A 26,755-nucleotide genomic window follows, 5' to 3' on the forward strand; every position below is an offset into this window, starting at 1 on the left:
GTACGGTGGTTCCCATGAACAGCAACGGCGTTGTCGAGTGGGCCGTCGTCGAGAGCGACATCGGCCCGCTGCTGCTTGCCGCGACCGACGCGGGACTGGTGAGCGTGGTCTTCCACGCCCGTCCCGAGCTGCGGGAGAAGGCGGTCGGGCAGTTGCGGTCGCGACTCAGTGCGGAGCCGGTGGAGAGTCACGGCTCCGCACGGCTCGCCGAGCCGATACGTCAGCTCGCGGCGTATTTCTCGGGCTCGTTGCGGGAGTTCTCGCTCGGCCTGGACTGGTCGCTGACCTCCGGCTTCAACCGCCAGGTGCTCCGCGAGCTGGCGGCCGGGGTGCCGTACGGGGCGGTCGTCGGATACGGGGACCTCGCCGAGCACGTGGGGCAGCCGGGGGCGGCTCAGGCGGTCGGGGCTGCCATGGGGTCCAATCCGCTGCCGGTGGTGGTGCCGTGCCATCGGGTGGTGGAGAGCGACGGCGGACTCGGCGGGTTCGGCGGTGGCCTCGAAACCAAGCGGAAGCTGCTGGCTCTGGAGGGTGTGCTGCCCCAGCCGCTGTTCTGAGTCGGTCGCAAAGACCCGACTCCCCGCGCCGGGCCGCCGGGTCCGTGCGCGGTCCGTGCCCGGACGGACCCGGTTTCGTACCTGTGTACGGGCTGGCACACTGCGCCAGTGACCAACACCCTCGATGCACCTGACACCCCCACCGGGCCCGGCCACCCCGCCGGCCGGGTGACCGCGGCCGAGCTGCCCGGATTGCGGCGCAGAACGTCCGCAGTACTCATAGCCAGCCAGATACTCGGCGGCCTCGGCGTCCCCATCGGTATCGCCCTGGCCCCAGTCCTGGCCACGGAGGTGAGCGGCTCCGAGGCGCTGTCCGGTCTGGCCCCGACCGCGTCGGTGACGGGTACCGCGCTGCTCTCGCTGCCGCTGGCCGCGCTGATGACCTCGCGCGGCCGGCGCCCCGGTCTCGTCCTGGCGTATCTGATCGGCGCGCTCGGCGCGGGGCTCGTGGTGCTGGCCACCGTCGTGGAGAGCTTCCCGCTGCTGCTGCTCGGCATGGCCGGGTTCGGTGCCGGTTCCTCGGCCAATCTGCAGGCCCGGTTCGCCGCCGCGGATCTGGTCGAGCCCGACCGGCGCGGCCGGGCGATCTCCACTGTCATCTGGGCCACGACGATCGGTTCGGTTCTGGGGCCGAACATCGCGGCCCCGGTGGGGCAGGTCTTCCGCGGCACCGCGATATCGGAGAAGGCGGGCCCGTTCTTCTTCGCGGCCGGGATCTTCCTGCTGGCCGCCTTGGTGGTCGGGGTGCTGCTGCGGCCGGACCCGCTGCTCACCGCGCGGGCGCTGGCGCCACAGGACAACGAGTCCCCCGCAGGCCGTTCGCTGCGTGCCGGTGTCGCGGCGGTCCGGGCGTCCCCGATGGCCCGACTGGCGTTGGTGACGGTGGCCGTCTCGCACACCGCGATGGTCTCGATCATGGTGATGACCCCGGTCGATCTGGGCCATCACGGCGCCGGACTCCGGCTGATCGGCCTGGTCATCAGCGGCCACATCGCGGGTATGTACGCGTTCTCCCCGGTGATGGGCTGGCTGTCGGACCGGTTCGGCCGGCTCGCCGTGATCGGTCTGGCGGTCGGGCTGCTCTCCTGTGCCGCACTACTGGCCGGCACCGCGGGCGCCAGCCACGGTCAGACGGCGGCAGGCCTGTTCTTGCTCGGGCTCGGCTGGTCGGCCGGGCTGGTCGCCGGTTCGGCGCTGCTCACCGACTCCGTACCGCAGCCCGCCCGCGCCGCCGTGCAGGGCCTGTCGGACCTGACCATGAACACGGCGGCGGGCATCGGCGGTGCGATCGCCGGAGTGATCGTCGCCCGGGCCGGCTACGGCTGGCTGAACGCGGTCGGAGCATGTCTGCTGCTGCCGATGGCGGCACTGGCACTGCGCCGGGCGCTCGCCCGGCCGGCCGCGCCCGATGCGCCCGCCTCACCCGACGCAGCCGGCACACCTGCCCCCACGGCGCCCACGTCCGACCTCTGAGGTTTCAGAGGCTGATGTGGTAGGCCTTGCGCAACGTCTCGTGCACGGTCCACGTCGTTCGGTCGCCCTCGCGCAGCACGCAGGCGTCACCCGGCCCGACCTCCAGCGTCGCCCCGCCCTCGACCACCACGGTCGCGCGCCCGCTGACGACCACGAACAGCTCGTTGGCCTCCGTGTCGGTGACCACGCCCGGCGTGATCTGCCAGATCCCGCGCAGCTGCTTGCCGTCGGGCGACTCCCAGAGCACCTTGCCGGTCACCGCGGGCTCGCCCGAGACGATCTGTGCGGGGTCGAGCGGTTCCGGTTCGAGCTCGGCGTCCGGAATGTGTACGGCGAACGAGGCGGGAGTTTGATCAAGTGTGGTCATGGCCGGTCACCCTAGCGACCGCTTCGGGGCGACTCGACACCAGGACCGGGAGAACATGCGGAGGGGACGGGTGATTCGGCCGGTGTCCCGGCCGCACGTTTGAGGTCGATGCGCCCGCGACAGGGATGTGGACATGTCACTGAATACGTCGCACAGCGCACACTCCTACACCCCCGCCTTCTCCACCGAGGTACAGGCGGCCCTCGCCACGCACCACCCCGTCGTGGCTCTGGAGTCGACGATCATCGCCCACGGTCTGCCACGCCCCCGCAATCTGCAGGTCGCCGGGGAACTCGAAGGGCTCGTACGTTCCGCGGGCGCCGTGCCCGCCACGATCGCCGTACTGGACGGACGGGCCCACATCGGCCTGGACAAAGCCCAGTTGGAGCGGGTCGCCGCGGACCCGGCGATGCGGAAGCTGGGACACCGGGACCTCGCACCGGCGCTGGCGGCGGGCGCGAGCGGGGCGACGACCGTGTCCGCGACGGCGTTCCTGGCCGCACACGCGGGCCTGCGCGTCTTCGCGACCGGCGGCCTCGGCGGCGTACACCGGGAGTGGACCCGGACCCAGGACGAGTCCGCGGACCTCCGGCTCCTCGCGCGGACCGGCATCACCGTGGTGTGCGCGGGGGTGAAGTCGATCCTGGACGTCCCCGCCACGCTGCAGCGCCTGGAGACGCTCGGCGTCGGAGTGCTCGGTTACGGCACCGACCGCTTCCCCGGCTTCTACCTGAACAGCTCGGGCGAACCGGTCGACTGGACGGTGCGGACGCCCGAGGAGGTCGCGGAGGTGATGCGGGCCCAGGACGCGCTCGGCGGCCCCGGTTCCGCGCTGATCGTCGCCAACCCCGTATCCGTGGAGGACCAGTTGGATCCCGCACTCCACGACCGCGTGCTGGCCGAGGCCCTTTCCGCGTGCCAGGAGCACGGCATCGTGGGCCAGGCCGTCACTCCGTTCCTGCTGGACCGGCTGATGCGGGGAACCGGGGGCGCTTCGCTGGAGGCCAATCTGGCGGCCGTACGCGGAAACGTATCGCTTGCCGCGCGGATCTCCGGCGCATGGGCCGCCGCACAGGACACAGCAGCGCACCGGAGCGCACCGGCCACAGCAGCGCAGCCGAATGCGCAGGACACGACATCGCACCGGAACCCGGCGGCCGGCCGATGACCGACGGCGGCCTTCTCGTCGTCGGTGACGTGGTCACGGATGTCGTGGCCCGGCATGCAACGGCGCTGATCCACGGCACGGACACCTCGGCCCGGATCCGTACCGTCCCCGGCGGTGCGGGCGCCAACGTCGCCTGCTGGGCGGCGCGTTCGGGCTGTCGCGACGTACGGCTGCTGGCCCGGGTCGGCGCCGACAGTGCGGCCTGGCACCGGGACGCGCTGCAGCGGGCAGGGGTACGTTGCCTGCTGGCCGTGGACGACGACGTACCGACCGCCACCGTCGTCGCCCTCGTCGATTCCGCCGCCGAGCGCACCTTCCTCACCGACAGCGGTGCCGTGCTCCGCCTCTCCCGCGACGACTGGTCACCGTCGATGCTCGACGGCATCGCCCATCTCCATCTCTCCGGGTACCTTCTCTTCGCCGCGACGAGCCGGGCAACGGCCCTGCTCGCTCTGCGGGAGGCCCGGCGACGGCAGATCCCGGTGAGCGTCGACCCTGCTTCGGCCGGCTTTCTCGTCGAGCTGGGCGTCGACCGGTTCCTGACAGCCGTGGAGGGCACGGATCTGCTGCTGCCCAATGCGGACGAGGCCCGGCTGCTCACCGGACTCCCCGAACCGGCGGACGCCGCAGCCAAGTTGAGCCTTCAGGTGCCCCGGGTGGTCGTCACGCTCGCCGAGGGCGGAGCTCTGCTGGCCGTCGCGGGCGCGGTGACCCGGCACGTCCTGGCGGTCCAGGTACGGGGCGCCGTGGACTCGACCGGCGCAGGCGATGCGTTCACCGGCGGCTTTCTCGCGGCGCTCCTGTCGGGAGCGGACGACGCCTCGGCCGTGGAAGCCGGCTGCCGGTCGGCGGCGGAAGCGGTCACCACCGTGGGGGGCCGCCCCGGTCCATGACACACCCGGCTCGGTGAATCAGCCCGGCCTGCTACCCGCCCTGCCCCCACCCGGTCCAGGCGGGGTGCAGCGGATCGTCGGCCCGTACGACCGCATCCGCGCGGTCGCCGGGCGCCACCTCGTCCTCGTACCGCGCGAAAGCGGGCAGGGTCCAACGCTCGCTCTCCTCGGTACGCCGCCGCAGTGCGCCCGGCGACAACCGCAGATGGACACTCAGGTCGAACGGGAACCAGTGCCCCAGCATCAACGGGCCGTGCACCACCAGCACACCGCCCTCGGGCAGGAGTTGATACGGACTGCGGGTGGCCCGGTCCGTCACCGGATCCCAGAGATCGGGCAGCACCCGCCCGCTCCCGCCCGCCTCCAGCGGCCCGAACACCTCGCGCCACAGCGCGCCCGTATCGAACCAGCTGTCGTAGTACGAGTCGGGGTCCTCCTTGCCGTACTCGTACCGAAGACTCGCCGGCCGCAGGAATCCCTGGGTGGACACGACGAGCACCGCACGCCCCCGGACCCGCAGCGCCTGTGCGACTCGCCCGGCCAACTCCCCGGTACGGGCCGCCGGCGCACCGTCGACGGCGACCTTCAGCCAGGGGCCGGCGTCGGCAGGCTTCAGACCGTCGGCGTGCGCGGCGAAGGCCTCGGCCAGCCGCTCCCAGGTGATCGCTTCACATCGCACGCATCCATCATCGCCCCGGCCTCGTGCGTCGGCGTCGGCCGTCCCGCCGGCGAGGTTCTTCCTCGTCGGTCCCCGCCAGGTGGTTCTCGGCCAGGCGCACCACGCGGTCGGCGAGCGGACGCAATCCCGGTTCTCGGTCTGCGGCCGTGTGGGCGAGGTGGCCGATGTCGGCGAGCCACTGTCCGGTGACGCCGTCCGGCGCGTCGATGCGCCGAAAGCCGCGCTCCAGCAGCCTCTGGGCGGCCTGCGGCTGCCCGCGCAGTACGGCCTTTGACGCGGCGACCGCATTGGCCAGGGCGCTCGCCGGCCGCGACCAGTCGTCACCGCTTGCGGCAGGGTCGTCCTGGTCGTGGTCGGCCAGGTGGGCGACCGATGAAGCCCTGATCTCCAGGTCCACGCGCCAGAAGAGCGGAAGCCCCTGGAACGCGGCAAAGAGCAGACGCCGCTTGCGGGAGTGCTGCAGCTCGGGGTCCGTACGCAGGGAGTCGAGGGGCCGGACCGCTTCGAGCACGCCCCGGGCGCCGGCGACACACACCTCGAAGCGGTCGTCGGGCACCGTCCAGGCAATGTCGATGTCGCTGTACGCATCCGCTGTTCCACGGGCGAGCGAGCCCTTCAGCTCCGCGCGCGAGCCGGGGCAGTGGGCAGCGAGTACGTGCAGCAGGTCCTGTGCGAATGCGGCGCGCCGCGCCGGGTCGAGATCATCCATGCTCTCCTCGCCCTTCGGGTTCTCCCCGTTCACGGCCGTCCGTTCCGGTCGTTCAAAACGCTCCGTCCCCGGCGAGTCCGTCTCCTACGATCTTCTTCATGGACCTCGAATTCGCCCGCACGTTCGCCGCTGAGTGGCAGAACGCCTGGAACTCCCATGATCTGGACCGCATCCTGACGCACTATCACGAGGATGTGTCGTTCAGTTCACCCGTCATGGCGCGGTTCACAGGTGATCCATCCGGCACGGCGCACGGCAGGGACGCGCTGCGGGCGTACTGGGCGGCGGCCCTGGAGCGCATCCCCGAGCTGAAGTTCGAGGTGGTGGACGTCCGGGTGAGCGTCCATGCCCTGGTGATCGACTACCGCAACCAGATCGGCGGCCGCGTGAACGAGGTGCTGATCTTCCGCGACGGCCTGGTGATCTCCGGCTTCGGGGCATACGGGGAGACGCTCGCCGACTGACGGCCGGTACCGGCGGCGGACGAGACTCTCGCCGGATGACAGCCGGCCGGTGCCCATGGCGGCCGTGACGCTCTCCGGCCGACGGCCGGTCCCGGCGCTGGGCTACTTCTTCGGGTCGCAGTCCACCGCGTCGGCGTCGTCGGAGAGCGCACTGCCCTCCGGCAGCAGATAGGTCACCCAGAGCACGACGGGCTCGGTCCCCAGGTTGCGTCCGATGTGGCGGTGAGCGGATCCGGACGGCTCGATGAAGGACGAGCCCGCGGGCGTCACCTCGACCGAGCAGTCGTCCAGAGTGCGTGTCAGCGTCCCGGACTTGACGACGGCGACCAGCTGACCGCTATGGGTGTGCCAGCCGGTGGAGCCGCCCGGCTCGACGGTGATGGTCCGGAAGGTCACATCGGTGCGGCCGTTCGGGGTCTTCACCTTCAGCTTTCCCACCGATGTGCCCTTCGCGACCACCGTGCCGCTCACACCGCTGCCGGGCGTGGCGACGGCCGCCGCCGGTACGAAGCCGAGCGCGGTCACGCAGCCGCCTATGACCAGGGCCTTGGCGAGTCGCCCCTGTCGTACCCGCCGCCCCCGGCTCCCCTGCTGTCTGTCGACCTTCACGCGCGACTCCTCTGCCTCGGCGTCCCGGAAGCGTCCTGGACATCCCGAACCGGACATCCCGAACGCCCCCACGCTACCCGCGAGTTGAGCTGCGGAACCCTCCCGGTCCGGCGGTCACTCGCCGCGAAGTTCGGCGGCGAGCGGCCCGTCGCCCGACACCTCGATACGTCCGTCCTCGACGGCCTCGGCAAACGTCAGCTCACCCTGCCCGAGCGCCAGGCAGACCTCGACGTCGAGCGCGATACGGGCATCGGCCTGGGCCGCAGGGCCGTCCCCGTACACAGCCGCACCGGCCATCGCACCACCGGCGCGCACATGGAATTCACCCTCGTCCAGACGGACTTCGACGACTCCCGCATGTGTCAGCCCGTCCAGCGAGCGCAGCAGCGGAAGTGCGAACCAGTGTGCCCGTACCGCATCGGTGGGCCGCCGCTCGGTAAGTGCGGGCGCACCCCACTCGGCGAGCGCGGCAAGTACGGGCAGCAGCCCGTGGCCGCGCTCCGTCAGTTCGTACACCGAGGCCGCGGCAGGTGGCGGAAGCCGGCGGCGGGTGACCAGCCCGCCCTGTTCCATGTCCTTGAGCCGGGAGGCGAGGACATCCGTACTGACGCCCGGCAGGTCGGCGTGGAGGTCGGTGTAGCGGCGGGGGCCCGCCAGCAGTTCACGGACGATCAGCAGGGTCCACCGGTCGCCCACGGAATCGAGGGAGCGTGCGGTGGCGCAGAACTGGTCGTAACTCCGACGGCGAGCCGAGCGTGTTGCGGACTGTTGCTGACGTGGCATGCGACGCAGTCTAGACATGTTGTTGGACTTTCCAAGCCCAAGCTTGGTAAAACCAAGTATCGCAATCAGGTCGGGGAGGCCACCGCATGGAATTCCGGCAGTCCAGCAAGCTCGACGAGGTCTGTTACGAGATCCGGGGCCCGGTCATCGAGCACGCCAACGCCCTGGAGGAGGCGGGTCACAGCGTGCTCCGCCTCAACACCGGCAATCCCGCGCTCTTCGGTTTCGAGGCGCCGGAGGAGATCGTCCAGGACATGATCCGGATGCTTCCGCAGGCCCACGGCTACAGCGATTCGCGCGGCATCCTGTCCGCCCGCCGGGCGGTGGCGCAGCGCTACCAGGCCATGGGTCTGGCGGATGTCGGGGTCGACGACATCTTCCTCGGCAACGGCGTCTCCGAGCTGATCTCCATGGCCGTCCAGGCATTGCTGGAGGACGGTGACGAGGTGCTGATCCCGTCCCCCGACTATCCACTGTGGACCGCGGTGGTGACCCTCGCGGGCGGGAAAGCCGTGCACTACACCTGCGACGAGGCCTCGGACTGGAACCCGGACCTCGCGGACATGGCGTCGAAGATCACCGACCGGACCAAGGCCGTCGTGATCATCAACCCGAACAACCCGACCGGCGCCGTCTATCCGCGCGAGGTCCTCGAAGGCATCCTCGATCTGGCGCGCAGGCACGGCCTGATGGTCCTCGCCGACGAGATCTACGACCAGATCCTCTACGACGACGCCGAGCACCACAGCGTGGCGGTCCTCGCCCCCGATCTGGTCTGCCTCACCTTCAGCGGTCTGTCGAAGACGTACCGGGTGGCGGGGTTCCGCTCCGGCTGGATGGTGGTCTCAGGCCCGCAGCAGCACGCCCGCAACTATCTGGAGGGGCTGACCACTCTCGCCTCGATGCGCCTGTGCCCCAACGCGCCCGCGCAGTACGCCATCCAGGCGGCGCTCGGTGGCCGGCAGTCCATCCGGGAACTGGTCGCGCCCGGCGGCAGACTGTACGAGCAGCGCAACCGGGCCTGGGAGAAGCTGAACGAGATTCCCGGCGTGTCGTGCGTGAAGCCGAAGGGCGCGCTGTACGCGTTCCCCCGCATCGATCCGAAGGTGCATCGAATCGTCGACGACGAGAAGTTCGTTCTGGATCTGCTGTTGCGGGAGAAGATCCAGGTCGTGCAGGGCACCGGCTTCAACTGGCCGCGGCCCGACCACTTCCGGATCCTGACACTCCCGTACGCTGACGATCTCGACGCGGCGATCAGCCGCATCGGCCGCTTTCTGACCGGATACCGCCAGTGATCGGATGCCCCTGGTGACCTGCTCTGCCTGCCGCGTTCCCGTCCTCACCCAGTTCGCCTCGTTCGAGCTCGTCGGCCCGATCGTGGAGAGCGGACTCGATCCGGCCACCGACCCGGCCTGGGCGGAGTCGGGCGCGGCATCACCGGCCGAGTATGCGCGCTGGGCAGGTCATCTGTGCGGTATGACCTGCCTGCGCATGGCACTCGGCGCCGGGGCCCCGTCCCTGTTCGCGCTGCGCGACGGCGCTCTCAAGTACGGCGCGTACACGGAGGATGCGGAGGGGGTGATCCGGGGCCTGATCTACGCCCCCTTCGCAGAGTATGTACAGGAGGCGCACGGCCTCGACGCCACGGTCCACCGCCATCTCTCGTCGCAGGAGATCCTGGGCCTTCTCGACGGCGGCCGGACGGTCATGGCCTCGGTGCACTACGGCATCCGCCATCCGCGACGGCCCGCTCCGGGGCGGGGCGGGCATCTGGTGCTGCTGACGTCCCGTACGGCCGACGGCACCGGCGTCCACTTCCACAACCCGTCCGGCACGACGGCCGGCACGCGTGCCGCGGAGCTTCCGCTGCCCGACTTCGAGCGCTTCTTCGCGGGACGCGGGGTGTCACTGCCCGCGGGCAGTGACAGGACGCCCCCGGAAGCGGGAGCGGGCCCGGGGGCGTAGCCGGCCCCCGAGCCCTGAAGATGCCACCCATTCTGCACGCCGACACTTTTAAGGACCCGTGTCAGGTTTATGTCGTCGCGTCCTGCCTTTAGACGACCGCAGATCGAAGCTCTGCGGGCCGGAGTCGAACCGGCATCTCGACGCCCATGGGCACGGGCCCGATTGATTCGGCGATCGGTGGCGAATGCTGAGTCTGGAGCAAGAGTCTGAGATTGATCGCGGTCTGCCTCTGCCATTTGGGCTACCCCGGCCCGTCCGTGTGCGCAGAACGCACAGAATGCCGGGAGGAGGACTCGAACCTCCACTGGAACCGCGTCGTCACGACAAGCTTCAGTTTCAGCTTGCGCTCCTCGCGCACCCCGGCCGAAGTGCTCCGGCCGGGGAATCCATGGTCGGTCACCCGAAGAGGTAACCGAATACCGCATCACCCACCCGCTGGTCGGTGACGTCCACGCCGTTGGCCTCCTCACGGGCGAACTTCACGGCCTGCTGGAGCTTCTCGACCCGGTCGAGCAGTTCGTTGACCCGCCGTGCGGGGAGAGCTCCGGAGAACTTCACCGTCGTCCAGTACCCGATCGGAATGTCCTCGTAGTACACCTCGACCTGCGCCGGGTGCTTATCGGTGGCCTCCGCCTTCACATGGTTGCGGGGCACCTTCTTCGTACGAAGAGTCCTCACCGGCTCGGTCTTCCGGGAGTCCGTCGACGGGTCCTGCGTCCATGCCTCGGAGGCGTCGAGCACCGGAAGCTTGCGAACAAAGGTATTGATGTCCGTCAGCTGCTTCTCCAGGAAGAGCAGATACGACACCGGCACCTCGCTCACGAGCACCCGTCCGTCGACCTTCACATCCGCGCGGGCCGAACAGTTCGCCCAGTCCTTCGTGGCGGTCACATCGAAGAGCCGGGTCAGGGTCGTCGCGGTCTCCCGCAGCACGTCCTCGGCCTTGATCTGCACCAGGGTCGACTCGGGCGGCAGCTGCTCGCCCTCCTCGTCCTTCGGCTGATACGTCCGCGAGATCCCGGCCAGCAGACCGGTCTTCTGAAGGCCGTGATGCGCCGCCGTCAGGTCCTGGTGAGCCTTGGACTTGACGCCCTTCTCCACTGCGATGATCTGATTGAGTTTCGCCACATCGAGGAAGCTAGCAGCGCCGAGCCGCGCGGAGCCAGAAGTTTTCGCGGTGCCGGCCGCCCCAACCGGTCACCGGGGTCCCGGCGCGTGGGTCGCACGCTCAGCCGGGCAGTGCCGCGGTGAGGTCGACCTCGATCAGCTGTCCGGGGAAGCCGAGCCGCACGACGCCGAGCAGCGTGCTCGCGGTGGTGAACGCGGGCCCGATGACCGAGCCGGTGAGCCGGCGCCAGGCTGCTCCCAGGTCCGTGACGTCGTCGCTGACCACGTAGATGACCGACCGGACGACCCGGGACGCCCCGGGACGGCTCGGCGCCCACGGCCGCCAGGGCGAGTAGGGCATTGGCCGCCACCTGGTCGATCTGGGCATCGAAGTCGCCCGGACCCACCAGCGCGCCGCAGTGGTCGAGCGGACACTGCCCGGCCAGGAACGCGGTCCGGCCCGCCTCCACCACAGTGATGTGGTGACAGCCGGGCGTGGGGTGCAGCTGGTCCGGATTGATCCGGCTGATCTCCACAGGCATGCGGATGATCCTGACAGCCCGGGCCACGGGGCACATCGGGGTTTCACCGACCCGCGGGCCGACCCGTACGGGTGGTTTCCCGCGGATGCCCATGTCCTGCCGCCGTCCGGCGGGGGCCGCTTGCCACAGTGAGCCGCGCGCATCCGCGCCGCAGGCCCACGCAGACTCCGCCCTCACAGGCTCCGAACGAAGGTCCCCGCCGTGCCTCGCTTCCCCCATCCCACCAGCACGAAGGGTCTCACCGGCCCGAAGCAGCACACCGCACTCACCGCGGCCGCCGCCGCCCTGGCCGTACTGGCCGTGGGCACGCCCGTCGCGTACGCCACACTCGGCGACGATGCCCCCTCCGTCTCGCGGTCGGCGACATCGGCCGGCGCCGCGCGCGGGAAGGCCTACATCGAGACCCGGCTGTTCTTCGGCACCGAACGTCCCGACGGCGGGCCGGATGTGACTGACCGTCAGTTTTTGGCGTTCATCGACGAGGAGGTAACGCCCCGCTTCCCGAACGGGCTGACCATCCAGGACGGCCGGGGGCAGTGGCGGGATTCCCGCGGGGTGATCGAACGGGAGCGCAGTTACGAACTGACCCTGCTCTATCCGGCGTCCGAGGCACGTGTACGCGACGTCCAGATCGAGCGGATCCGGAACGCCTACGAGAAGGCGTACGCCCAGGACTCGGTGGCCCGGATCGAGGAGCGCACGACCGCCGACTTCTGACACCGCCCGTCGCCCTGGCGCGCCGCTCCCCGATCACGTTGCCGTACGGGCCCCGCGCCCGTGCGGCCGATTGAGCCGGCGCGCCAGCCCGTGCACTCCCGCGATGGTCACCGGGAGGAGCGCCAGCGTCGCTGCCGCTGTGCCGATGCCGCCGCTCTCGATACCGGCCGCCTTCAGCCGCCGCACAGCCCAGAGCGAGTACGGGATGACAACGGCCGGCGCCGTGGCGACCCCCGGTGTGTAGCCGCGGTACGCCAGCGACTGCGCCATGTGGACGGCGCCGTGCAGCCCGAATCCGACCAGCACGGTCCGGAAGAACGGGCTGCGGCCACCCGTGCGCGCCCCGTCCGCCGAGGCTGCCGCCACGACCCCGCCCATGAGGCCGATGGCGACATTGACATCCCGCTGCGAGAGTTCCATCCGCGCCCAGACGTGCTCGGGCACTTTCGGGAATCGCTCCTGGAGCCCCGGCCGGGCGGACCGCGCCCAGCCGGCCATGGTGGCCAGCTCCTCCAGATCGTTGGCCACCCAGGCGGCGAGCAGCCCCCAGGCCACCGCCTTGGAAACCGTTGTCTCCGCCATTCCTGGCTCCCATACGTCGCAGTACGATGACCGCACCATACAGCGCAACGCAACGTTGCGTTGCTTTTCCCTGGAGTACTCATGCCCGATCCGACCGTGAACCGCCGCCCGGGCAAGGGCCCTCGTGCCGCCGAAGCGATCTTCGACACCACGCTGCGCCATCTCGCGGAACGCGGCTACACCCGTCTCACCATCGAGGCCGTCGCCCAGGACTCCGGGGTCAACAAGACGACGATCTACCGCTGGTGGCCCTCGAAGCCGGCACTGTTGCGGGCGGCCATGCTCCATGCCCGGGTCCTCGACATCGACATCCCTGATACGGGCAGCCTCCGCGGTGATCTGATCGCACTCACCGAACAGATCACCGGCCTGCTCACCGACGGGCGTACACAACCGGTCGCCCGCGCCATGACCTCGGCTACCGGCCTGCCGGACGACGAACTCGCCGCCCTCACCCGCGACTTCTTCGCCGATCGGTTCTCCCGCGAGCAGCCGGTCTTCGCCCGCGCCACCGCCCGTGGTGAACTTCCCGAGAACGCCGACCCGATGCTGCTGCTGGACCTGATCGCGGGAGCGGTCTGGATGCGGGTGCTGCTCCGCCGCGAACCGGTACCGCCGGACTTCGCCCGCGATGTCGTCGATGCCGTGTTGCCTCGCTGAGGGCGGCCCCGGGACGGCCGGGTACTGTGCCGCGGCCGGGTACCGAGACCAGTCGCATGCGCGGAGCAGGGAGCGATCCACATGGGTGCGCCGATACGCCACTACACAGCCATGACGCCGGACGGTGAGGTGTTCACGGTCAATATGGAGCGGGACTTCCGGTACGACCCGTACCGTTACTTCCTGGTCTGTGCGCACTGCGGCTGGTCGCCGTCGCTCCTGACCATGGAGAAGATCATCGACCTGGCCGGGGAACATCTGGCGTCGGCGCACGGCGCCGACCGGGAACTGTCCCAGCAGGAGAACGAGTCGTTCCGGAAAGCGCGGCTGATCGTGCTGCCGATCGTCATCGTGCTGCTGATCGGTCTCTTCGTCCATCTGCGGAGTTGAGAGGCTGAGGTCGGTCCGGGGCCGGCCGGGGTTCAGCCGCCGCTGAGTTCCATGAGTGCGCCCACCGGGTCGGAGTCCGGGGTGGCGCGGGGCCACCAGTCGTCCTCGCCCGGCTCGGATTCGTAGCCGTACCAACGGCCGTCGTGGCCGAAGCGGAGCTGAAGTGTGCCGCTGGGGTGCGTGAGGTGGTTGCGCCAGGGTTGAAAGCGGGGGAAGTCGGCGGCTGCGAGCGCGGGGCGGGCGCGGTCGAAGGGGCCGGCCGGAGGATCCCAGGGTGTTTCGAGAACGGCCAGTCCTTCGGCACCGCCCTGGCGCCAGGCCGCGACGGCTCGGGCCAGGTCGGTGGGGGTGCGGCCGGTGGCGTACGCCAGCTCGCGGTAGAGGGCGCGGGTGGTTGCGGTGAGTCCGGCGGTGGGGCGGGACGCGGCCAGCCGTACCGCGTCCTGCCAGGAGGTGAGGCCGGCGAGCGGGTCCAGGCCGGTGGTGAGGAGCGTGTGTGCACGGGCCGCCGCATCCGTGGCGAGGTGGTCGAGGGCGAGCGGGTCGCGGGCGCCGGGCAGGCTCGGGTACGAGGGCGGCTGCCCGGGATGCGGCAGGACCGGGAGCGGGGCAGGGAGGGGCGGGAGGTAGCGGTCGGCGAGAACTTCGCGGGCCGGTATGGACGGGGTGGCAGGGGCCGTGGGGCGTTCCCGGGCGGAGTGTGCGGCGTTGCGACGGCCCAGCTCTTCGAGGAGTTCGCGCTCGCCCCTGCCGCGCAGCAGCAGAAGGACGAACGGGTCGGCATCCAGGAGACGGGCCATCTGATAGCAGAGGGCGGCCACATGTTTGCAGGGCCAGCCGTGGTCGGGACAGGAGCAGCCGGGGTCGAGATCGCCCGCGGCGGGCAGCAGTCCGACACCGGCCTCTGCCGCCGTGTCGACCAGCGAGTGCGGCATCTCCTTGGTGAGCAGCGCGGCAAGGTGACCGGGGCGGGCGGCGACCGCGTCCAGGAACATGTCCCAGTCGGCGTCGGTGAGCGGCCGCAGACGCAGCTCGGCGCGGTAGGGGCGGGGGCGGCTGCCGTGCACGTAGGCGACGACCCGTCCGGGGGTGACGGTGATAGCTGCGACCTTGCCGCTGTCGGCGTACGTACGGCCGCGGGAGAGCCGTCCCTCGTCCATCGACAGGGACTCCAGGGCGGCCACCCAGGCGCGGCCCCACCAGCTGTCCGCGAAGGGTTCGTCGCCGTCGGACGGGCGGGGCGGCACGGCCTCGAAGGTGCGCCGCAGATCGTCGGGGCCGGGGCGTGAGCGTGCGACGGCACGGGGCTCGGGGCGGGCGTACGCATGAGGCCGGGGACGGGGGCTCATGACAGCCTCCGGAGCGAGACGAGATCGGCCAGGTCACGATCGCTGAGCTCGGTCAGCGCGGTCTCACCGGCGCCGAGGACCGCGTCGGCCAGGACCCGCTTGGCCCGCAGCAGCTCGGCAATCCGGTCCTCGACCGTGCCTTCCGCGATCAGCCGGTGGACCTGCACGGGTTGCGTCTGGCCGATGCGGTACGCCCGGTCCGTGGCCTGTTCCTCGACGGCCGGGTTCCACCAGCGGTCGTAGTGGATGACGTGGGCGGCCCTGGTGAGATTCAGTCCGGTGCCCGCTGCCTTGAGGGAGAGCAGGAAGACCGGGACCTCACCGGACTGGAAGCGGTCCACCATCCGTTCCCGCTCGGCCACCGGCGTACCGCCGTGCAGGAGTTGAGAGGGGATGGCGCGCGAGGCGAGGTGGGCGGAGAGGAGCCGGGCCATCGTCACGTACTGGGTGAAGATGAGGACGGAGCCGTCCTCGGCGAGGATCGTGTCGAGGAGCTCGTCGAGCAGGGCGAGCTTTCCCGAACGGCCGACGAGGCGGGTCGGTTCTTCCTTCAGATACTGCGCGGGGTGGTTGCAGATCTGCTTGAGCGAGGCCAGCAGCTTCATGATCAGACCGCGGCGGGCGATGCCTTCCGAGGCTTCGATGAACGCCATCGTCTCGCGGACCGTCGCCTCGTAGAGCGTGGCCTGCTCGCGGGTGAGGAAGACGGGGTGGTCGGTCTCCGTCTTGGGCGGCAGCTCGGGGGCGATGCCCGGGTCCGACTTCTTCCGGCGCAGGAGAAAGGGCCGGACCAGCCGGGAAAGCCGCTCGACCGCTTCGTCGTTGGCGAGTCCGGCAGCCGTCCCGGTGTTCTCGACGGTACGGGCGTGCCGGGCCCGGAACGCCTTGAGGGGGCCCAGCAGTCCGGGGGTGGTCCAGTCGAGCAGGGCCCACAGCTCGGAGAGGTTGTTCTCCACGGGGGTGCCGGTGAGGGCGACTCTGGCCGGGGCCGGGATGGTGCGCAGCGCCTTCGCCGTGGAGGAGTGCGGGTTCTTCACGTGCTGGGCCTCGTCGGCGACGATCAGTCCCCAGCTGTGGCCGGCGAGTTGCGCCGCGCTCGAACGCATCGTGCCGTATGTGGTCAGGACGAAGCCGCCGTCGGGTTCGGCGAGTGTGCGGTCGGTGCCGTGGAAGCGGCGCACGGGCACGCCGGGGGCGAAGCGGTTGATCTCCCGGTGCCAGTTGCCCAGGAGGGAGGCGGGGCAGATCACCAGGGTGGGCGCGGGGTGGGCGCGGTGCAGATGGAGGGCGATGAGGGTGATCGTCTTGCCCAGGCCCATGTCGTCGGCGAGGCAGCCGCCGAGGCCGAGTGAGGTCATCCGGTCCAGCCAGGCGAGGCCGCGCAGTTGGTAGTCGCGGAGCGTGGCGTCCAGGCCGGGCGGCGGGGCGATGGCGGTGTCGTCGGCGGTGATGCGGGTACGGAGTGCGGCCAGCGCTCCGACAGGCACCGCTTCGATCTGTTCGCCGTCGACCTCGGCGCTACCGGTCAGTGCGACGGCAAGGGCGTCGACCGGATCGAGCAGGCCGAGCTCCCGCTTGCGCGCCTTGCGTACGAGCGCCGGGTCGACGACGACCCACTGGTCCCGCAGGCGCACCACCGGCCGGTGGGCTTCCGCGAGGACGTCCATCTCCGCCTCGGTGAGCTGCTCGTCGCCCAGCGACAACTGCCAGTTGAAGGCGAAGAGCTGCTCGGCGTCGAAGAACGAGGTGCCGTCGGTGGCCGAGCCTGGGGCGGGTCGTACGACGGCGGCGGCGGTGAGGGAACGGGCGAGCTCCCTGGGCCAGTGGACGCTCACCCCGGCCGCCGTCAGCCGGGCTCCGGCGTCGCTCAGCAGCTCGTACAGCTCGTCCTCTTCGAGTGCGAGCACATCGGGCACCGGCTGGTCCAGCAGCCGCTCCAGCGGTGCCCAGAGGCGAGCGGCGCGGCGCAGTGCGAGCACGGCGTCGATCCTGGCCCGTGGGCCGAACGGCTCCCCCACCCCGCCGTGCCACAGTGCGGCGGCGTCGACAACATAGGTCGGGTCGGCCAGGCTGTGCACCTGGGTGATGGCCGCGGCGGCGTGCCGCGCGGCGCCGGGACGGGCATCCGCGGCCGTACCAAAGGCCCCGTCGTCGTCGCCGGAGGCGTCGCTGTCGTCGGAGCTGTCGTGCGTATCGGCCGTGTCGAAGAGTTCGTACGCCGACAGGTCGAGACGCAGCGACACCCGTACACCCGCATCGAGACCGGCCGCGACCTCGACGGCCCAGTCGCGGGCTCCTGGCAGATGCTGGGCCTCACGGGCTGCAAAGGCCGCGCCCATCGCGTACGCCGCGGCGGGTGTACGGGGCAGGGCATCGGCAACCGCATCGAGGAACGCCCCGAGCAGCCACTCCGGGTCGGGGACTTGAAGTGGTGTGCGGTCCGGGAGCGGCACCGCGTGCCCCTCGACCGGCATGGCGGCTGCGATCGCCCGGAGATGGGCGATGTCCTCGGCGTCGCGCGGCCCGGCCCGCCAGGCGTCGTGGTCGTCGCCCGTCAGGCCGGGGAGCAGCCTGCCGCGCGCCACCAGGTTGAGCGCCTGGAGTGCGGCGGCGCCCCAGCAGCGGGTGGCGGGGTGGGCGGACTGCCGGTGCCGGGCGCGGGCCAGCAGCGGCAGGGCATCGGTCACGGACATCAGGACAGCGGGCACCGTACGCCGACGGATGCCGTCCTGTTGTCCATGCCGACGGACGACGGTGATCTCTGCGGCGGTCGGATCGGGTGCCCGATCTTCGGATTCCGCGGAGCCACCCTGCTCCGGGAGGGGGCCGCCATCGGGATCCCAGAAGGCGACGCGCCCGTCCCTCGGCAACGATGCGGGCAGGAAGACGGCGGCACAGCTCAGGAGGCGGGCAGCGGACGCGTCCAGCTGATGTTGTGCCGTGGCCATCGGTCCCCTCCCGTCCCGCCCTGATCCTCTTGATCGTCTTGATCCTTATGACTCCTGCGAGTCTAGGCGGGGGGTCTGACAACCGGTCGCGCACCCGCATTCCAGCAGGTCAGATGCGATACAAGCGTTGATACGGACTTGCCGGCAGGCCAACTCGACCGGCCCGGGGCCGGGAACGGCGCGGTTCGGCTCAGTGCCTGGCGAGCGGCTTCGGACGAGGGGGCCTCGCGGGCGCCGTGGCCGCAGAAACAGCGGGCGCGGAAGCGGGAGCTGGAGGAGGCGCGGGCGCCACGGACGGCTGCGGCTGTGCCTGTGCGGGCTGCTGCGGCGGCCGCACGGCCTGCTGCGGCTGCATCACTTGCTGCTGCGCCGGCTGCTGCGCCCGCTCCAGGAAGCGGAGCAGCTCCACCGGGAACGGGAGCACCAGCGTGGAGTTCTTCTCGGCCGCGACCGCAACCACCGTCTGCAGCAGGCGCAACTGGAGCGCGGCCGGCTGGGAGGACATCTCCTTCGCCGCCTCGGCGAGCTTCTTCGAGGCCTGAAGCTCGGCGTCCGCATTGATGACGCGGGCTCGCCGCTCACGGTCGGCCTCGGCCTGACGGGCCATGGAGCGTTTCATCGTCTCCGGCAGCGAAACGTCCTTGATCTCCACCCGGTCGATCTGCACACCCCACCCGACCGCTGGGCTGTCGATCATCAGCTCAAGGCCCTGATTCAGCTTCTCGCGGTTGGACAGCAGATCATCCAGATCGCTCTTGCCGATGATCGACCGCAGTGAGGTCTGTGCCATCTGCGACACCGCGAACCGGTAGTCCTCCACCTGGATCACGGCACTCGCCGCATCGACCACCTTGAAGTAGATGACCGCGTCCACCCGCACCGTCACGTTGTCCCGGGTAATTCCGTCCTGGGCGGGCACCGGCATCGTCACGATCTGCATATTGACCTTGCGCAGCCGCTCGATACCGGGGAGCACCATGGTGAATCCGGGCCCTCGCACATCGTTACGGAGCCTGCCGAGCCTCAGTACGACGCCCCGCTCGTACTGCTTGACGACCTTGGCCGCCGCCGCCACGTACAGCGCACCCGCCGAGGCCGCCCCCACTATTGCGATTACGAGCTCCTGGACCATGACGGCCCCCTGAACGCCGGAAACATCTGAAACGCGAAAATCAATCGCTATTACCACGATATGCCCAGCATCAACAGATATGAACATAGGCTGAAGCTCACCCGGTACGACTGTCGCCCGGCCGGCCGCGCACCGGATGCCGAGCCACCGGGGAGCAGGCAAGGTGACCAGCGTCAGCACGTTCTCCGTGGCGCATGCGGTGCTGTGGCGTACACCGTGCTGACGGATGAGCCGGACGAGACAGACGAGGACCCGCCCATGCCCGTGATCGATCACCGGCCCCGCCGTCTCGGCATCGCAGCCGGGACCGCGCTCCTGACCCTCACCGTCGCAGGCTGTTCCGGCCTCGGCCGGACCGCGGTCGGACCGATCACCTACACGACCGAGCGGGACGCCGTGATCATGGTGAACAGCCCTTCGGTGAAAGGCTGCCACCCGCTTGCTCCCGCTGGCGCCAAGGAAGTGAGCAATGGCACCCTGATCGACATCATTCTGTACCGCACACCCGACTGCACCGGTCCGGGTACGACGTACCTCGCGACCACTCTCAGCGACGTCAACGGGGCCGCCGCCCTGCCGTGGCGCAGTTTCAGCACGGTCCACTGACCGGCCGCACACAGAGCGTAAAGCCGCTGAACCGAACCTCCTTCGACTGTTGCGTACACGCCGTCGGCCACCACCGTCCATGGCCGCTATGCATGCCTGCGGACGAGCGCGACCAGATCCGCCGTACGGCCCCGTCGCTCCCGGGCAATCAGGACGAGCAGCACGATGAGCAGCGCCGGCATGATCGCGTTCACCCGGTCGAGCAGCGTCAGTTGGACGATGGAGGCGCCGGCCATCAGTCCGCAGAAGGCCATGGCCGCCACCCCTGCCAGGACCGGGATCAGCAGGGCAAAGGCCCCCGCCATCTCCAGCCCTCCGATGGTGTACATCGCGGCCTGGTTCCAGCCCATCCGGTCGAAGGACTCGATCGCCGTCTCATGGGCGATCAGCTTGGCGAACGCACTGAACCCGAAGAACAGGGCAAGAACGACGCGTGCGGCGGTCAGTGCAACGGCCCCGCGGCTGCGACCGCCGGCTCGGGTGTCGGAAGAGGTGGCAAGGGCGGCAGCGGGGGTGCTCCGGACCGGTGTGCACTCGGACATCTGGGTCTCCTCGGGAAAGCTTCGCACGGTGTTGCCTACGAAGAGGTAGACCGGTCCGTGGTCCGGAACTCATCGCTCCCCGGACCGCGGATCTCCTTCGCTCCGAGGAGCTGCTTCGGCAGGGCCCGCACCCAGATCCCGTCATCCGTGAGATACCGGTCGACGGTCAGACCCGCCGCCTCCAGGTACCCCTCGAACTGCTCCTTCGACAGCTCCCGCGACAGGAATGTCTGGGTCCATCGCGCATCGTCGAAGAGGTACTCGGCATGCACCGAGTCCACCCCGTCCCCCACCGGCTCGGCCGAGACGATCCGTACGGTGCAGCCGCCCGGATCGACCCGTTCCCGCGGCAGGCCGGTGCGGTAGTCGGCGCCCTCGCGCTGGATGAGTACGACCCCGCCGTCCTTGACGTGGCTCCGGCAGGCACGCAGCATCCCGTCACGCACCCGGTGCTCGCTCGTGTGCACCAGGAACGACGCCAGCATCACCACATCGAACGTCTCGTCACCGAGGTCCAGCGACTCGATGGGGCTCCGTACGGTGCGGGCGCCGCGGATGTGCTCCAGCATCTGTGCCGACTCGTCCACGGCGGTGACGTCGAAGCCTCGCTCGATCAGCGGATGGGTCACCCGGCCCGCCCCGCAGCCCAGTTCCAGAATGCTTGCCCCGGCGGGTACGGCCGCCGCGATCACCTCCGGTTCATCACCGACGGACAGCCGTCTGTACAGTTCGACCGCACAGCCGTCCGGCGTGATCGCACCGGGGCCCGTCCCTGAATATCCCTCACGCACCAGTCGTCCGCTCATGTACAGCCGAACGAGCGGCCGTTGATGGCCGTTCCTGGCACGCAGTCCTCCCGTCACACCGGACGACAGGCGACCAGTGCGGCGATGACGCGCTGACAGGTCGTCGGCGCGCAATGTACGGGCCGGCCGTCAGTACACCGGGTAGCGGTCGGCCGGCCACACGACCGCGTGCTCGAACTCCACGCACAGATCGTCGGCCACCTCGGTGATCGCCCCTCGCCCTTCGGTCGCCACCAGCCAGGACGGCGGAAGGTGTACGTCCCCGTGGCGCGCGCCGAGCAGATTGCCGCAGACCGCACCGGTGGAGTCGCTGTCGCCCGAGTGGTTGACCGAGAGCAGCAGCGACTGGGCCACCTGATCGGCGCCCGGCAGCACGAGGGCGCAGTACACGGCGATGGCAAGGGCCTCCTCGGCGACCCAGCCCGCGCCGAGCTTCTCCACCTTCTCGGCGCTCGGCTCGCCCTCGGCTGCCAGGTCGACGGCCGCGCGCAGCGCCGCCGTCGTCTCCTCGTGCCCCGGGTGGCGGCCCAGCAGCTCCATGGCCCGCAGCACCGCACCCGCCATCGAGTCACCCTCCAGAAGATGGGCGACGATCGCGGCGAATGTCCCGGCCGCGTACGCACCGGTCGGGTGGCCGTGGGTGATCTGCGCGCACCAGTAGGCGAGCCGGAAGCCCACCTGGGCGTCCTCCCCCACCAGTCCGAAGGGGGCGGACCGCATCACCGTGCCGCACCCCTTGGACCCGGTGTTGACGGGACCGGGCTCACCGAGCCGCCCCGTCGGATCGGGGACATGACCGGTCGCGAGCCCCGTCAGACAGGCGTTCCCGGGGGCCCGGCGCGCGTACAGCCAGGGCTGTTGCCTGAGCCAGCCGGTCCGTACCGGGTTGTCGCCGCCGCGGGCCGGCGGAGCGGGGTGGTTCTGGGTGTCCAGCCAGCGCAGATAGGCGTTCCGCACGATCCCGGTCTCGGCGCCGCCGATGCCCTTCGACCTCGCCCGGGAATGGGCCCTGATCAGCCCTTCTGCTGTGAACAGGGTCATCTGCGTATCGTCCGTGACACGTCCGACGACCCCCTCCTCGTCCGCGACAAGTCCTTGCACACCGTGTTCACCGTGCGCGCGGCGGATACCGGCGAGCGAGAGGAACTCCACCGGATTCCCCAGGGCGTCCCCGATCGCCCCGCCCAGCAGACAGCCCCGGGCCCTCGCCCTGCGGCCGGTACGGTCCCCCCACGATGTGCCGTTCACGCACGATCCCCTCGATCCGATCGACGTCGACATGTCCCAAAACACCGTCGCGGGTCCATCCTGGTAGGAGAGGCGATCGCCATGCGTACCGGTAATGAACCGACGACTGCACGCAGTCCTCTGCGGCTGCGGCTCTGCCTGAGTCTATGGGGGCTGGCCTGGGCCGTCTTCGGCCTGGCTGCGTTCACGCTGACCGACCGCCCGGGCTGGGCCGCGGCCTGTGGTCTGCTGCTCCTGCTGGTCCTCGTGGACATCGCGGTGATCGTCCACCACATCCACCAGGGCCCGCACTACCAGCCGGGCCGCAATATCCCGCCGTACGAACCCGACCACGGCGGACGCGGCAGGTATGGGCACTGACGCGGACGCGCCGGGGCCGGGACGAGCTGCGGCGCAGGCCCGGACCCGGCGGTGGGCGTCAGCCCTCCGTACGGAGCGGTCAGCCCTCCGTACGGAGCGGTCAGCCCTCGGTACGGAGCGGTCAGCCCTCCGTGCGGAAGCGGGCCGCCTTCAGATACTCCGGGTTCGGGTCGAGTGCGGCGGCCAGCCGGAAGTGGCGTGCGGCCCGGTCGGAGCGGCCGGAGCGCTCGAAGGTGCGGGCGAGCGCGAAGTGCGCGAAGGCGTTGTCCGGTTCTCGCTCCAGGACAAGTTCGAATTCGAGCTCGGCAGGGCGCAGTTGGGCGGCGGCGAAAAAGGCGCGGGCCCGCAGCAGCCGGGCGGCGGTGCTCTCCGGATGGGAGGCGATCACCGAGTCCAGGAGCTTGACCGCGCCCCGGGGGTCGTGCGCCGCCAGCAGGTGTTCGGCCGCGCGGAAGTCGATGACGTTGGTTTCCGGAGTCCTCTCGGGCACGATTGCATCCTTCCCTTCGCTACCGCGTTCTCAACGTCCGGCCACTGTCCGGTATTCCGATACGGAAATCAGCCGGCCACGGCACGCTGGGTCAGCTCCGACCAGACCTTGCGGACCTGCCGCTCCAGTTCCTCCAGCGGTCCGTCGTTGTCGACGATCAGATCGGCCACGGCACGCCGCTGTTCCCGGGTCGCCTGCGCGGCCATGCGGGCGCGGGCCTCGGGCTCGGTCATGCCGCGCAGTCGTACGAGCCGGTCGAGCTGGGTCTCGGGACTGGCGTCCACGACGACGACCAGGTCGTAGAGCGGGGCGAGGCCGTTCTCCGTGAGGAGGGGGACATCATGGACGACGACCGAGTCGGGGCCCGCTGCCCGCTCCAGCTCGGCGGAACGGGCGCCTACCAGCGGGTGGACGATCGCGTTGAGGGTGGCGAGCCGGTCGGCGTCGGAGAAGACGATCGAGCCGAGCTTCGGCCGGTCCAGGGTGCCTTCGGCGGTGAGGATGCCGACACCGAACGCGTCGACGACGGCCGCGAGACCAGGGGTTCCCGGCTCTACGACCTCCCGGGCGATCCGGTCCGCGTCGATCAGCACGGCTCCGTATCCGACGAGCAGCCGTGACACTTCACTCTTGCCGGCGCCGATCCCACCGGTCAGGCCCACTTTCAGCATGCCCGGCAGCCTAGTACGAGGGGGGACGGGCGCGGCCGGTCAGGCGTCCCCCTCGCGCTCCGCGAGGAATCGCTCGAATTCGAGACCGATCTCGTCGGCGGACGGCAGATCGACCGGCTCGGCGACCAGGTTGCCCCGGGTCTCGGAGCCCGCGACCGCGTCGTACTGGTGCTCAAGGCCCTCCACGAGCGAGACGAGCTCCTCGTCGCCCTGGTCGATCTGCCGGTCGATCTCCGTCTGGGTGCGGTGAGCCTCCGTGCGCAGTGCATGGGCGACGGTCGGCAGGACCAGGCCGGTCGCGGCCGTGATCGACTCCAGGGCGGTGAGCGCCGCGTCCGGGTAGGCGGAGCGTGCGACGTAGTGCGGTACATGGGCGGCGACACCGAGGACGTCGTGTCCGGCCTCCATCAACCGGTACTCCACCAGTGCCTCGGCGGAGCCGGGCACCTGCGCCTCGTCGAACGGGCTGCGGTGGCCGGGCATGAGGTCCGTGCGGTTGCCGTGCGGGGTGATGCCGACGGGGCGGGTGTGCGGTACGCCCATCGGGATGCCGTGGAAGTTCACCGCGAGGCGGACACCGAGGCGTTCGACGATCTGCTCGACGGCGGCGGCGAAGCGCTCCCATTCCACGTCCGGCTCGGGCCCGGAAAGCAGCAGGAAGGGTGCTCCGGTGGCGTCCTGGACGACCCGCACGTCAAGCGTCGGGGTCTCGTAGGCCGCCCAGCGGTCTCGGCGGAAAGTCAGCAGCGGGCGCCGTGCGCGGTAGTCGACGAGCCGGTCGTGGTCGAAGCTGGCAACGACCTGGTGCGGCAGCGTTTCGAGCAGGCCGTCGACGATCTGCTCACCGGTCTCACCCGCGTCGATGTATCCGTCGAAGTGATAGAGCAAGACCAGGCCCGCCGACTCCTGGGCGAGCGCCATGTCGACGACGGCCAGTCCCTTCGGCTCCCATTCGTACAAACTCTGCGGATCAGGCACGGTTACCGCTCCTCCTCGTGTTCTTGGAGAAGAACGCCCGGCGGGGCACGGGCATTCCCGGACCGTGCCCCTTCACCCGGCACACTCGAACTCGAAGGCGAAGTACCGGCCGACGCATCCGCACCGGCGCGGCCGTCACCGAGATCACGGACACGGCCCACGGCGTCACCGTCACGTACACCCAGTCGGGCCGCACCCGCGGCATCGAAGCGGACTACTGCATCGCCGCTCTGCCCTTCAACATTCCGGCCAGGACCGCCCACAGCCTCGGCCCGGCCGTCCAAAGCGCCCTGGAGGCCTGCAAGCCGTTCTCGGCCGGCAAGATCGAGCGCCCCCATGTCATTGGCCTTGGAGAGGAGTTCGGCAACACAGCCGTACACGTCGGCCTTGGCGGTGCGGTAGCGCACCGGGGCCTTCATACCGGCCTTCTCATTGAAGATATAGGCATGGGTGTACACGTTGGTGAACACCTCGATGGGGACTCCGAGTTCGCGACAGTAGTCGAGGGTGACCACCACCGCGGGATCCGGGCGGGTCCCGCGCTCACGCACTGCCCGCCACTGAAAATGCCGATGGTGGAATCGCCGCCGCGCACGGTGAAGTTGCGGCCGCCCGCACGGCTCCGGGCCTCCAGGAGCCGTACAGTCGTAGCCCGCCTTGCCCAGTTCATACGCGGTGGCGAGTCCGGCGATTCCGCAGCCGAACAGGCGAGTTGCGCGAAGTGCGTGTCATGTCCCGGCTCCCCTTCGGATCTTGAGGTTGCCGGAATCCCGGCAAGGGTGCGTTACGGGCCGTCAGCTACTCGTGCATCCCGCACGTTTCTCCCTGTTCACCTCGCTCGACGCCGCCACGAACAATGGTCCAGACCTTGACATGGCCACACCTCACCCTTACCGTCACTGGGCAGCACGTTCAGAGACTCGCCCCACATTCATGTACGAGAACTCTTGAACTCCTTCGACGGGAAGGCACCCCCATGCGTACCCGCACGCTGCTCCCCGCCCTGCTGGCCACCGCGCTCGCCACCGGCGGCCTCGCCCTCACCTCCGCCACCACCGCGGACGCGGCGACGGTCATCGATGTGAGCACCGCCGCCCAGCTCAAGTCCGCCCTCACCGCCGCGGCCCCCGGCAACACGATCCACCTTGCCGACGGCACCTACACCGGCAACTTCAAGGCGACCGTCCCCGGCACCGCCTCCGCCCGGATCACCCTCACCGGCTCCGCCAAGGCAGTCCTCACGGCCGGCGGCGGCTACGGACTCCACCTCAACGGCGCCTCCTACTGGACCGTCCAGGGCATCACCGTCGTCGGCGGCCAGAAAGGCATCATGGCCGACACCGCCACCGGGGTCGTGATCGATTCGGTGACCGTGCACGATCTGGACATGGAGGGCGTCCACTTCCGCAGGTCCAGCAAGAACGGCGTCATCAAGAATTCGAGGATCTACGACACCGGGCACGACGGCCGCGGCATGGGCGAGGGCGTCTACGTCGGCACGGCGGGCGATCTCTCCGACAGGAGCGACCAGGTCCGGATCCTGAACAACACGATCGGACCGGGGGTCGGTGGCGAGAACGTCGACATCAAGGAGGGCACCACCGGGGCGCAGATCATCGGCAACACCTTCGACGGCAGCGGGCTGACCGGCGCCAACTACGACGACTCCTGGGTCGACGTGAAGGGCAACGACGTCCTGGTCGAGGGCAACAAGGGCTCCCGTACGACCAACAACGGATACGAGACCCACACCCAGCAGAGCGGCTGGGGCTGCGGCACCGTTTTCCGCAACAACACCTCGGACCTGACCGGCTCCACGGGCGACAAGCAGATCGCGTTCAACGTGACCAACTACAGCGCGAGCTGCCCGGCCACCGTCTACAGCAGCAACACGGTGACCGGAGGCAAGGGCCTGACCAACATCACCGTCACTCCATAACCGCGCCGCGGATACGAG

29 protein-coding genes and 3 pseudogenes are annotated in these 26,755 nt (G+C 70.1%); 13 read left to right on the forward strand and 19 right to left on the reverse strand.

The annotated features are described in order from the left end of the window. The first annotated feature begins 14 nt into the window (after positions 1–14). Both ACIPEK_RS05795 and ACIPEK_RS05800 read left to right on the forward strand, forming a co-directional pair. Positions 15–557 carry a methylated-DNA--[protein]-cysteine S-methyltransferase gene (locus tag ACIPEK_RS05795; RefSeq protein WP_401991105.1) on the forward strand — a complete coding sequence of 181 codons (543 nt, stop codon included), beginning with the start codon at positions 15–17 and terminating at the stop codon, positions 555–557. 108 nt (positions 558–665) lie between these two features. Beyond that, positions 666–2,030, forward strand: coding sequence for an MFS transporter (locus ACIPEK_RS05800; protein ID WP_401991108.1), 1,365 nt, complete (start codon positions 666–668; stop codon positions 2,028–2,030). 4 nt (positions 2,031–2,034) lie between these two features. On the opposite strand, the gene ACIPEK_RS05805 is transcribed toward ACIPEK_RS05800, so the two are convergent. After that, positions 2,035–2,397: a cupin domain-containing protein gene (locus ACIPEK_RS05805; protein WP_327275831.1), complete on the reverse strand. Its 363-nt coding sequence runs from the start codon at positions 2,395–2,397 to the stop codon at positions 2,035–2,037. A 133-nt stretch (positions 2,398–2,530) separates the two neighbouring features. Here ACIPEK_RS05805 and ACIPEK_RS05810 point away from each other — a divergent pair, with 133 nt between their 5' ends. Both ACIPEK_RS05810 and ACIPEK_RS05815 read left to right on the forward strand, forming a co-directional pair. Continuing rightward, entirely contained in the window at positions 2,531–3,565 is a 1,035-nt protein-coding gene (locus ACIPEK_RS05810) for a pseudouridine-5'-phosphate glycosidase (RefSeq protein WP_401991111.1), read from the forward strand. Beyond that, positions 3,562–4,458 carry a carbohydrate kinase family protein gene (locus ACIPEK_RS05815; RefSeq protein WP_401991113.1) on the forward strand — a complete coding sequence of 299 codons (897 nt, stop codon included), beginning with the start codon at positions 3,562–3,564 and terminating at the stop codon, positions 4,456–4,458. Before ACIPEK_RS05810 ends, ACIPEK_RS05815 begins: the two co-directional genes overlap by 4 nt. 31 nt (positions 4,459–4,489) lie before the next feature. On the opposite strand, the gene ACIPEK_RS05820 is transcribed toward ACIPEK_RS05815, so the two are convergent. Together ACIPEK_RS05820 and ACIPEK_RS05825 are read right to left on the reverse strand one after the other, a co-directional pair. After that, positions 4,490–5,137, reverse strand: coding sequence for a uridine kinase (locus tag ACIPEK_RS05820; RefSeq protein WP_401991116.1), 648 nt, complete (start codon positions 5,135–5,137; stop codon positions 4,490–4,492). A gap of 7 nt (positions 5,138–5,144) precedes the next feature. Beyond that, complete coding sequence (locus tag ACIPEK_RS05825; RefSeq protein WP_401991119.1) at positions 5,145–5,846, reverse strand: nucleotidyltransferase domain-containing protein; 702 nt, start codon at positions 5,844–5,846, stop codon at positions 5,145–5,147. Between the two features lie 98 nt (positions 5,847–5,944). Between ACIPEK_RS05825 and ACIPEK_RS05830 the strand changes: the two genes are divergently transcribed. After that, complete coding sequence (locus tag ACIPEK_RS05830) at positions 5,945–6,310, forward strand: nuclear transport factor 2 family protein (protein ID WP_401991121.1); 366 nt, start codon at positions 5,945–5,947, stop codon at positions 6,308–6,310. Between the two features lie 102 nt (positions 6,311–6,412). Here ACIPEK_RS05830 and ACIPEK_RS05835 read toward each other — a convergent pair whose 3' ends face one another. Then, the gene (locus tag ACIPEK_RS05835; protein ID WP_401991124.1) at positions 6,413–6,919 is read right to left on the reverse strand and encodes a cupin domain-containing protein; all 507 of its coding nucleotides are present in this window, start codon (positions 6,917–6,919) and stop codon (positions 6,413–6,415) included. A gap of 114 nt (positions 6,920–7,033) precedes the next feature. Then, on the reverse strand, positions 7,034–7,702 hold the full coding sequence (locus ACIPEK_RS05840; RefSeq protein ID WP_383067686.1) for a winged helix-turn-helix transcriptional regulator: 669 nt from the start codon (positions 7,700–7,702) through the stop codon (positions 7,034–7,036). A gap of 86 nt (positions 7,703–7,788) precedes the next feature. On the opposite strand from ACIPEK_RS05840, the gene ACIPEK_RS05845 reads away from it, so the two are divergent. Both ACIPEK_RS05845 and ACIPEK_RS05850 read left to right on the forward strand, forming a co-directional pair. After that, the gene (locus tag ACIPEK_RS05845) at positions 7,789–9,000 is read left to right on the forward strand and encodes a pyridoxal phosphate-dependent aminotransferase (RefSeq protein ID WP_401991127.1); all 1,212 of its coding nucleotides are present in this window, start codon (positions 7,789–7,791) and stop codon (positions 8,998–9,000) included. A gap of 13 nt (positions 9,001–9,013) precedes the next feature. Next, positions 9,014–9,670, forward strand: coding sequence for a peptidase (locus tag ACIPEK_RS05850; RefSeq protein ID WP_383067683.1), 657 nt, complete (start codon positions 9,014–9,016; stop codon positions 9,668–9,670). Between the two features lie 278 nt (positions 9,671–9,948). Here the strand turns inward: ACIPEK_RS05850 and ACIPEK_RS05855 are convergent. From ACIPEK_RS05855 to ACIPEK_RS05865, 3 genes and pseudogenes are all read right to left on the reverse strand, one after another. Further along, a pseudogene (locus tag ACIPEK_RS05855) lies at positions 9,949–10,034 on the reverse strand. A 32-nt stretch (positions 10,035–10,066) separates the two neighbouring features. Continuing rightward, positions 10,067–10,798, reverse strand: coding sequence for a hypothetical protein (locus tag ACIPEK_RS05860; protein WP_401991130.1), 732 nt, complete (start codon positions 10,796–10,798; stop codon positions 10,067–10,069). 100 nt (positions 10,799–10,898) lie between these two features. Beyond that, positions 10,899–11,319: pseudogene (locus ACIPEK_RS05865) on the reverse strand (RidA family protein). Between the two features lie 201 nt (positions 11,320–11,520). Between ACIPEK_RS05865 and ACIPEK_RS05870 the strand changes: the two are divergent. Continuing rightward, on the forward strand, positions 11,521–12,036 hold the full coding sequence (locus ACIPEK_RS05870) for a DUF3574 domain-containing protein (protein WP_401991133.1): 516 nt from the start codon (positions 11,521–11,523) through the stop codon (positions 12,034–12,036). A gap of 33 nt (positions 12,037–12,069) precedes the next feature. On the opposite strand, the gene ACIPEK_RS05875 is transcribed toward ACIPEK_RS05870, so the two are convergent. Continuing rightward, positions 12,070–12,618, reverse strand: a complete 549-nt coding sequence (locus ACIPEK_RS05875; RefSeq protein WP_401991136.1) for an HXXEE domain-containing protein — start codon at positions 12,616–12,618, stop codon at positions 12,070–12,072. A gap of 81 nt (positions 12,619–12,699) precedes the next feature. On the opposite strand from ACIPEK_RS05875, the gene ACIPEK_RS05880 reads away from it, so the two are divergent. Then, positions 12,700–13,278 (forward strand): TetR/AcrR family transcriptional regulator, encoded by a 579-nt coding sequence (locus tag ACIPEK_RS05880; RefSeq protein ID WP_383067677.1) that lies wholly within the window; start codon positions 12,700–12,702, stop codon positions 13,276–13,278. Positions 13,279–13,359: 81 nt separating this feature from the next. Next, a complete protein-coding gene (locus tag ACIPEK_RS05885; protein WP_401991139.1) occupies positions 13,360–13,668 on the forward strand; it encodes a hypothetical protein in 309 nt (102 codons plus the stop codon). A 32-nt stretch (positions 13,669–13,700) separates the two neighbouring features. Here ACIPEK_RS05885 and ACIPEK_RS05890 read toward each other — a convergent pair whose 3' ends face one another. From ACIPEK_RS05890 to ACIPEK_RS05900, 3 genes are all read right to left on the reverse strand, one after another. Then, positions 13,701–15,017 (reverse strand): SWIM zinc finger family protein, encoded by a 1,317-nt coding sequence (locus ACIPEK_RS05890; RefSeq protein WP_401991142.1) that lies wholly within the window; start codon positions 15,015–15,017, stop codon positions 13,701–13,703. Beyond that, complete coding sequence (locus tag ACIPEK_RS05895) at positions 15,014–17,965, reverse strand: DEAD/DEAH box helicase (RefSeq protein WP_401991145.1); 2,952 nt, start codon at positions 17,963–17,965, stop codon at positions 15,014–15,016. The genes ACIPEK_RS05890 and ACIPEK_RS05895 overlap by 4 nt, the downstream gene beginning before the upstream one ends. 190 nt (positions 17,966–18,155) lie before the next feature. Then, positions 18,156–19,097: a slipin family protein gene (locus ACIPEK_RS05900; protein WP_401991148.1), complete on the reverse strand. Its 942-nt coding sequence runs from the start codon at positions 19,095–19,097 to the stop codon at positions 18,156–18,158. Positions 19,098–19,355: 258 nt separating this feature from the next. Between ACIPEK_RS05900 and ACIPEK_RS05905 the strand changes: the two genes are divergently transcribed. Continuing rightward, positions 19,356–19,703: a hypothetical protein gene (locus ACIPEK_RS05905; protein ID WP_401991151.1), complete on the forward strand. Its 348-nt coding sequence runs from the start codon at positions 19,356–19,358 to the stop codon at positions 19,701–19,703. 86 nt (positions 19,704–19,789) lie between these two features. Here the strand turns inward: ACIPEK_RS05905 and ACIPEK_RS05910 are convergent, their stop codons facing one another. From ACIPEK_RS05910 to ACIPEK_RS05920, 3 genes are all read right to left on the reverse strand, one after another. Beyond that, entirely contained in the window at positions 19,790–20,245 is a 456-nt protein-coding gene (locus ACIPEK_RS05910; protein ID WP_401991154.1) for a DoxX family protein, read from the reverse strand. Positions 20,246–20,280: 35 nt separating this feature from the next. Beyond that, positions 20,281–21,051 carry a class I SAM-dependent methyltransferase gene (locus ACIPEK_RS05915; protein ID WP_401991157.1) on the reverse strand — a complete coding sequence of 257 codons (771 nt, stop codon included), beginning with the start codon at positions 21,049–21,051 and terminating at the stop codon, positions 20,281–20,283. Positions 21,052–21,180: 129 nt separating this feature from the next. Continuing rightward, entirely contained in the window at positions 21,181–22,332 is a 1,152-nt protein-coding gene (locus ACIPEK_RS05920) for an ADP-ribosylglycohydrolase family protein (RefSeq protein ID WP_401991160.1), read from the reverse strand. Positions 22,333–22,380: 48 nt separating this feature from the next. On the opposite strand from ACIPEK_RS05920, the gene ACIPEK_RS05925 reads away from it, so the two are divergent. Next, positions 22,381–22,659, forward strand: coding sequence for a DUF6343 family protein (locus tag ACIPEK_RS05925; RefSeq protein ID WP_266362183.1), 279 nt, complete (start codon positions 22,381–22,383; stop codon positions 22,657–22,659). 121 nt (positions 22,660–22,780) lie between these two features. Here ACIPEK_RS05925 and ACIPEK_RS05930 read toward each other — a convergent pair whose 3' ends face one another. The 4 genes and pseudogenes from ACIPEK_RS05930 to ACIPEK_RS05945 form a co-directional block, all read right to left on the reverse strand. After that, positions 22,781–23,149: a tetratricopeptide repeat protein gene (locus ACIPEK_RS05930; RefSeq protein ID WP_401991164.1), complete on the reverse strand. Its 369-nt coding sequence runs from the start codon at positions 23,147–23,149 to the stop codon at positions 22,781–22,783. A 68-nt stretch (positions 23,150–23,217) separates the two neighbouring features. After that, positions 23,218–23,820 carry a dephospho-CoA kinase gene (coaE, locus tag ACIPEK_RS05935; protein ID WP_401991167.1) on the reverse strand — a complete coding sequence of 201 codons (603 nt, stop codon included), beginning with the start codon at positions 23,818–23,820 and terminating at the stop codon, positions 23,218–23,220. Positions 23,821–23,859: 39 nt separating this feature from the next. Beyond that, positions 23,860–24,798, reverse strand: coding sequence for a PAC2 family protein (locus ACIPEK_RS05940; protein ID WP_401991170.1), 939 nt, complete (start codon positions 24,796–24,798; stop codon positions 23,860–23,862). Between the two features lie 323 nt (positions 24,799–25,121). Beyond that, positions 25,122–25,505, reverse strand: a pseudogene (locus tag ACIPEK_RS05945) (FAD-dependent oxidoreductase); the annotation flags it as partial. Between the two features lie 269 nt (positions 25,506–25,774). Between ACIPEK_RS05945 and ACIPEK_RS05950 the strand changes: the two are divergent. Beyond that, positions 25,775–26,737 carry a right-handed parallel beta-helix repeat-containing protein gene (locus ACIPEK_RS05950; RefSeq protein WP_401991173.1) on the forward strand — a complete coding sequence of 321 codons (963 nt, stop codon included), beginning with the start codon at positions 25,775–25,777 and terminating at the stop codon, positions 26,735–26,737. Positions 26,738–26,755: the final 18 nt, after the last annotated feature.

Origin of the sequence: Streptomyces sp. NPDC088246, from assembly GCF_044741025.1 — a bacterium.
Classification (GTDB): domain Bacteria; phylum Actinomycetota; class Actinomycetes; order Streptomycetales; family Streptomycetaceae; genus Streptomyces.

Excerpts from the sequence above, each read along its gene's own strand:
- ACIPEK_RS05910 (WP_401991154.1), bottom strand. The coding sequence starts at position 20,245 with ATGTCCGAGTGCACACCGGTCCGGAGCACCCCCGCTGCCGCCCTTGCC.
- ACIPEK_RS05905 (WP_401991151.1), top strand. The coding sequence starts at position 19,356 with ATGCCCGTGATCGATCACCGGCCCCGCCGTCTCGGCATCGCAGCCGGG.
- ACIPEK_RS05950 (WP_401991173.1), top strand. The coding sequence starts at position 25,775 with ATGCGTACCCGCACGCTGCTCCCCGCCCTGCTGGCCACCGCGCTCGCC.
- ACIPEK_RS05900 (WP_401991148.1), bottom strand. The coding sequence starts at position 19,097 with ATGGTCCAGGAGCTCGTAATCGCAATAGTGGGGGCGGCCTCGGCGGGT.
- ACIPEK_RS05895 (WP_401991145.1), bottom strand. The coding sequence starts at position 17,965 with ATGGCCACGGCACAACATCAGCTGGACGCGTCCGCTGCCCGCCTCCTG.
- ACIPEK_RS05810 (WP_401991111.1), top strand. The coding sequence starts at position 2,531 with ATGTCACTGAATACGTCGCACAGCGCACACTCCTACACCCCCGCCTTC.
- ACIPEK_RS05925 (WP_266362183.1), top strand. The coding sequence starts at position 22,381 with ATGCGTACCGGTAATGAACCGACGACTGCACGCAGTCCTCTGCGGCTG.
- ACIPEK_RS05920 (WP_401991160.1), bottom strand. The coding sequence starts at position 22,332 with ATGTCGACGTCGATCGGATCGAGGGGATCGTGCGTGAACGGCACATCG.
- ACIPEK_RS05845 (WP_401991127.1), top strand. The coding sequence starts at position 7,789 with ATGGAATTCCGGCAGTCCAGCAAGCTCGACGAGGTCTGTTACGAGATC.
- ACIPEK_RS05830 (WP_401991121.1), top strand. The coding sequence starts at position 5,945 with ATGGACCTCGAATTCGCCCGCACGTTCGCCGCTGAGTGGCAGAACGCC.
- ACIPEK_RS05825 (WP_401991119.1), bottom strand. The coding sequence starts at position 5,846 with ATGGATGATCTCGACCCGGCGCGGCGCGCCGCATTCGCACAGGACCTG.
- ACIPEK_RS05805 (WP_327275831.1), bottom strand. The coding sequence starts at position 2,397 with ATGACCACACTTGATCAAACTCCCGCCTCGTTCGCCGTACACATTCCG.
- ACIPEK_RS05880 (WP_383067677.1), top strand. The coding sequence starts at position 12,700 with ATGCCCGATCCGACCGTGAACCGCCGCCCGGGCAAGGGCCCTCGTGCC.
- ACIPEK_RS05915 (WP_401991157.1), bottom strand. The coding sequence starts at position 21,051 with ATGAGCGGACGACTGGTGCGTGAGGGATATTCAGGGACGGGCCCCGGT.
- ACIPEK_RS05815 (WP_401991113.1), top strand. The coding sequence starts at position 3,562 with ATGACCGACGGCGGCCTTCTCGTCGTCGGTGACGTGGTCACGGATGTC.
- ACIPEK_RS05890 (WP_401991142.1), bottom strand. The coding sequence starts at position 15,017 with ATGAGCCCCCGTCCCCGGCCTCATGCGTACGCCCGCCCCGAGCCCCGT.
- ACIPEK_RS05875 (WP_401991136.1), bottom strand. The coding sequence starts at position 12,618 with ATGGCGGAGACAACGGTTTCCAAGGCGGTGGCCTGGGGGCTGCTCGCC.
- ACIPEK_RS05795 (WP_401991105.1), top strand. The coding sequence starts at position 15 with ATGAACAGCAACGGCGTTGTCGAGTGGGCCGTCGTCGAGAGCGACATC.
- ACIPEK_RS05885 (WP_401991139.1), top strand. The coding sequence starts at position 13,360 with ATGGGTGCGCCGATACGCCACTACACAGCCATGACGCCGGACGGTGAG.
- ACIPEK_RS05840 (WP_383067686.1), bottom strand. The coding sequence starts at position 7,702 with ATGCCACGTCAGCAACAGTCCGCAACACGCTCGGCTCGCCGTCGGAGT.
- coaE (WP_401991167.1), bottom strand. The coding sequence starts at position 23,820 with ATGCTGAAAGTGGGCCTGACCGGTGGGATCGGCGCCGGCAAGAGTGAA.